This is a genomic window from Microcystis sp. M53602_WE12, assembly GCF_030065455.1.
GTDB lineage: Bacteria > Cyanobacteriota > Cyanobacteriia > Cyanobacteriales > Microcystaceae > Microcystis > Microcystis aeruginosa.
In genome coordinates, this window is the sequence record NZ_JASJFB010000799.1 from 1 (window position 1) to 4,234 (window position 4,234).

At 42.6% G+C, this 4,234-nt stretch carries 5 protein-coding genes; 2 read left to right on the top strand and 3 right to left on the bottom strand.

Annotated features, from left to right (window positions below; translation table 11 throughout):
• Positions 1-207 precede the first annotated feature (207 nt).
• From PX482_RS24405 to PX482_RS24415, 3 genes are all read right to left on the bottom strand, one after another.
• On the bottom strand, positions 208-1,404 hold the full coding sequence (locus tag PX482_RS24405; protein WP_002758828.1) for a DNA double-strand break repair nuclease NurA: 1,197 nt from the start codon (positions 1,402-1,404) through the stop codon (positions 208-210).
• 99 nt (positions 1,405-1,503) lie between these two features.
• A complete protein-coding gene (locus tag PX482_RS24410) occupies positions 1,504-2,670 on the bottom strand; it encodes a HigA family addiction module antitoxin (RefSeq protein ID WP_288096836.1) in 1,167 nt (388 codons plus the stop codon).
• A complete protein-coding gene (locus PX482_RS24415) occupies positions 2,663-2,998 on the bottom strand; it encodes a type II toxin-antitoxin system RelE/ParE family toxin (protein WP_002800095.1) in 336 nt (111 codons plus the stop codon). Before PX482_RS24415 ends, PX482_RS24410 begins: the two co-directional genes overlap by 8 nt.
• Before the next feature lie 422 nt (positions 2,999-3,420).
• Here PX482_RS24415 and rpsL point away from each other — a divergent pair, with 422 nt between their 5' ends.
• Both rpsL and PX482_RS24425 read left to right on the top strand, forming a co-directional pair.
• The gene (rpsL, locus tag PX482_RS24420; RefSeq protein WP_002740176.1) at positions 3,421-3,804 is read left to right on the top strand and encodes a 30S ribosomal protein S12; all 384 of its coding nucleotides are present in this window, start codon (positions 3,421-3,423) and stop codon (positions 3,802-3,804) included.
• A gap of 155 nt (positions 3,805-3,959) precedes the next feature.
• Positions 3,960-4,234, top strand: a 275-nt coding sequence (locus PX482_RS24425) for a small ribosomal subunit protein uS7 (protein WP_502888578.1), incomplete at its 3' end; no start/stop codon positions are given.

The window sequence follows — 4,234 nt, forward strand, 5'->3', positions numbered from 1 at the left end:
ATAAATTCTCTCTAGCATTTTCTGGCTCTCGGGGTTTAGGTCTCTAATCAATCTCATTGTATTTTCCTGCTGCTTCGTTTTTTTATGTATTATACTTCTTAATTTTTTATTTGGGTAATTAATTTTGCATGACTACTTATCAGTTAGCAGTTATCAGTTAGCAGTTAGCAGTTATCAGTGACCACTCCCCATCTGCTGCCTCCTCAATTAAGCGATACTACTGCGCTTTCTCGCTTCCTTATAAGATGTTCCCACATCCTGTAAACCGACTTTAATCATTTGTTGTTCCAAAAGAGCAAAAAAACGCAAGCGATCGCCACCTTTAATCACTGCTAAATTGTGCGCTTCCGCTAAGGCGATCGGATAACCATAACCTTTTAACACCTGGGCCAGTAAAATACTCAAAGAGCGATCGAGTAATTCTCGCTCCTCCACCACCCAAGCAGGAACCTCTACCCTAGCGATTTCCGTCCCCACATGGAGATAACAGAAGTAAATGCGATGTTCATCCCCATAAAGATCGAGTATTTTCAAAGAACTGCGCCAAAAAGGACTTCTTTGCCCCGGTTCCAATAAATAACCCCAGAGAGAAGCATCCCGGAGAGGATCGACAACGCGACAAGGGGTTTTTTCTGGGTCTAAATCACCGCAATTGATCAAGCAATTGGGAGTATCATGGGGACAAGATTGTAAACGCAGGAAATTTAAGCCTTCCGTGCTACGAGAAGCACTAATATAACCCATAAGCGGGATTCTAGCTGATTTTAAATCGTCCCAAGACTGAAAAATCGGTGGCAAAATTAAATCTTTTGCTTCCGGGGGGAGACTATCGATAAACCAATAGATCAAAGAACCATCCACGAGGGCTAAATTTGGTTCATAATGGGCCCCAGGGGGTTTTACCCAACGAGTAGCCATTTCTGCTAACATTTGGCTTTCTAATACCGTCCGACGATAACTCATCCACTCATCCACGCGAATACCCCACTGTTTAGAAATGTAGAGGTCTTCTGATTTGTAATAGACTTCGGGAATGCTATCGAGGAGAGGGTGCAAATTTTGACCATAGTGCAACATAATCCTACCGATATTAATTAGATAACAGTAGGCGATTTCGTGGTGAGAAGGGGCAATTTGGGAACCATCCGTGGCAAAAACGCTATGACTTTCGGGAGCGGGAAGGATAGTAACGCGGGTGTCGAGAGGTTCGATCGGTAGTGCAACGGAGAAAATTAGGCGATCGTGCCAGTTATGATAGAGTTCTAGCAGTTTTTCCTGTTGCTGTTGAGCCTGTTCTAAAAGAATTTTAGCCCGTTGCACTCGCTCGCGACTAGCTGCCACTTCCTGTTGAAAATGTTGACTGATTCCTGGCATTTTTGCCGCTAATTTCGCAAGATCGAGCATAACTATCCTCTACCTGACTTTTTTTGATGTTATCGCAATTTCCTGTCTCTAATGCTAAATTTGTCAATTATTGCCAAATTTATCCTTAGTAATCTCCGCTTACAGCAGTTTTCTTAATGGTGAGATAGGAAGTTTTCCTTTTGGGGAGTCGCTCGTCAATACCAAAAAGGAATTCTGCGTATTTAGACAATATTTCTCCTTAAGATCATTATAGTTTTGATAAGAAGTAATTTGCTCATGTTGCATTCTACCAACAATAATACCAGGGTGTATTCCTAGTTGTTCGGCAAATTGATTAATAGCTTTTCTATTCAGAGAATTATTGGCGATAAATCTCTGCCAATCTCTGGGATCAATTAAGAAATTAGCCGCAAAAACATCCGCCTCTTTTTCTTTAATTGTATCTTGAATATCTTGCCCCTCTAAAAATAAAGTTCGTTTCCCATGTAATAAAATATGACCAGCTTCATGAAAAAAAGAAAACCAAAAATGATCATTTGTTTTGTATCGATCGCTCAATTGAATTAAAGCTCTGTGAGAATCTAACCAACGGGTAGCACCGTGTACCCTTGTTTTCGGAAGTTCAGGGACAAAGGCTAAGGCAACCCCCGCTGCCGCACAAAGCTCGATCATTTGCGGTTGAAATACCTCGATAGACTTAATAGTTAACGAACGAATTTGTCGCAAGGCATCTCTGAATTTCAACTCGTTGTAATCAGCACAATTAATTTTCAATGCTTCTATTTCTCCTTGACGTAACCATGCTGTTATTGCCCCTCGATCGCTATCAAATGCCTGAGACTTTCTAAAATCAATCGATAAATTTATCCCCCAAATCTCCTCCCATTGCTCAGGGGAGACAACGGCAAAAAAATTCAAGCTCTCTCGTAATTGCTCTATTTTATCCTCATCAAACTTGAGCCAGCCTAATTCAGTCATCTGGCGATAAGGAATTTGTTTTAACCAGCCTAAATAACCTTTTAATCTTTGATTCTCATTTTTTCTCGCTAAATATTCCCGATAAAGTCTTTCGCGCTCTATCCAGAAACTGGCGGGAGTTCCTAACACTAACTGTATCTGTAAGGCGGTATCGATAGTAATCTCCGCTTTACCTTTTATTATCTCATTGATAGTCTTTTTTGGTCTGCCCATGCGTTGGGCGAGTTCCGATTGAGACATATTTCTTTCTTCTAGGATTTCGGCAAGGGTTTCTCCCGGTGGAGAAATAAAATCCGGTGCATATCTGTTCTCAATAGTATTAGTCATGGGTGTCATCTATGCCAATAATTACGACTGCGGTTACTTTCTTCCAATCAATTCCCCCGTCTGCTTTTTGAGGAATCGGTATATTAGCTGGCTCAAAAATTAGTCTGAGAGGATGAACTAAATCTAGAGATAGTTGTCCAGCACGGTTATGTAACAATTCGTGGCAACGTCCCGGCAGCGATCGCATTTCCTCCAGGACAATAACTGCTTTTAAGTCGTCGAGTCTTTGCCTGATTTTCTTAGCCATCTTCTCTCCATACTGTTTTTTCAGTAGTCTTTGGCTATTGCATTCGTTCTCAAATTTTTTTTCCTTAAATACAATATCCATTGTAGATGACCCTTGTAATATTGTTAACCTCAAAGGTTAACAATATTTTATGGCAGCACACCTGGGTTGCATCCAGTACAAACGCTCTAAATATATCGTTAAGAGCTAATAGTCTAGACACCAGTTCTGAAAATGAGGTTAGCTAGAGACAGTTTTTCAGATATTAGCCGATTAATCAGGTGATAATTATCGCTAAAATCGCACTATCAAGCCAAAACAACGAAGCTGTAATTTTATCGCCTAATAACGCCCGAATTGAGTGCCGCCGCCGCCCAAGAAAAAGACAATCTCTAACATCTAAACCGGAGAAAAGCACAATCGCGGACTTGACAACAAGAGCAACAATTTGCTATAATGACCTTTTGTCAACGATTTGACCTTCGGTAATAGGAGTTCAGAGTAACCTTAGATACAGCCCTATCATGCCCACCATTCAGCAATTAATACGCGACGAAAGATCCAAAGCGAAAAGAAAAACCAAATCTCCCGCCCTCAAACAATGCCCCCAACGTCGGGGAGTTTGTACAAGAGTATATACCACCACACCGAAAAAACCCAACTCAGCCCTACGGAAAGTGGCTAGGGTACGTTTGACCTCTGGATTTGAGGTGACAGCCTACATCCCGGGCATCGGTCATAACCTGCAAGAACACTCCGTCGTCCTCATTCGGGGCGGTCGGGTCAAAGATCTACCCGGAGTCAGATATCACATCATTCGCGGCACCCTCGATGCCACCGGGGTGAAAAACCGCCAAAAGGCGCGGTCTAAGTACGGAACCAAACGCCCCAAACCCGCCGCTAAATAAACAGGGAATTGATTAACCAAGAAAATACTCCCACCGAGTCGGTCAAAGTTAACCCAAGAGACTGAAGACTCGCAGGAGAGGGTTTGAGATGGGCTGTAATCATCCGACTGTCAAGCAAAAGTTAAAGTTAACCTAGAAAATTCAGGAATATTCCGATGTCTCGCCGTAAAAACGTCAAAAAACGTCCTATTCCCCCCGATCCCGTTTACAATAGCTGTTTAGTCAGCATGACCATCCGCCGGATCATGCGATCGGGCAAAAAATCCCTAGCCGCTAATATCGTTTACGATGCCCTGAAAACCGTCGGCGAACGTACCGGTCAAGAACCCCTAGAAGTATTTGAAAAAGCCGTTAAAAACGCCACTCCCCTAGTGGAAGTGAAAGCCCGCCGGGTCGGTGGAGCCACCTATCAAGTACCGATGGAAGTACG

Excerpts from the sequence above, each read along its gene's own strand:
- PX482_RS24410 (WP_288096836.1), bottom strand. The coding sequence starts at position 2,670 with ATGACTAATACTATTGAGAACAGATATGCACCGGATTTTATTTCTCCA.
- PX482_RS24415 (WP_002800095.1), bottom strand. The coding sequence starts at position 2,998 with ATGGATATTGTATTTAAGGAAAAAAAATTTGAGAACGAATGCAATAGC.
- rpsL (WP_002740176.1), top strand. The coding sequence starts at position 3,421 with ATGCCCACCATTCAGCAATTAATACGCGACGAAAGATCCAAAGCGAAA.
- PX482_RS24405 (WP_002758828.1), bottom strand. The coding sequence starts at position 1,404 with ATGCTCGATCTTGCGAAATTAGCGGCAAAAATGCCAGGAATCAGTCAA.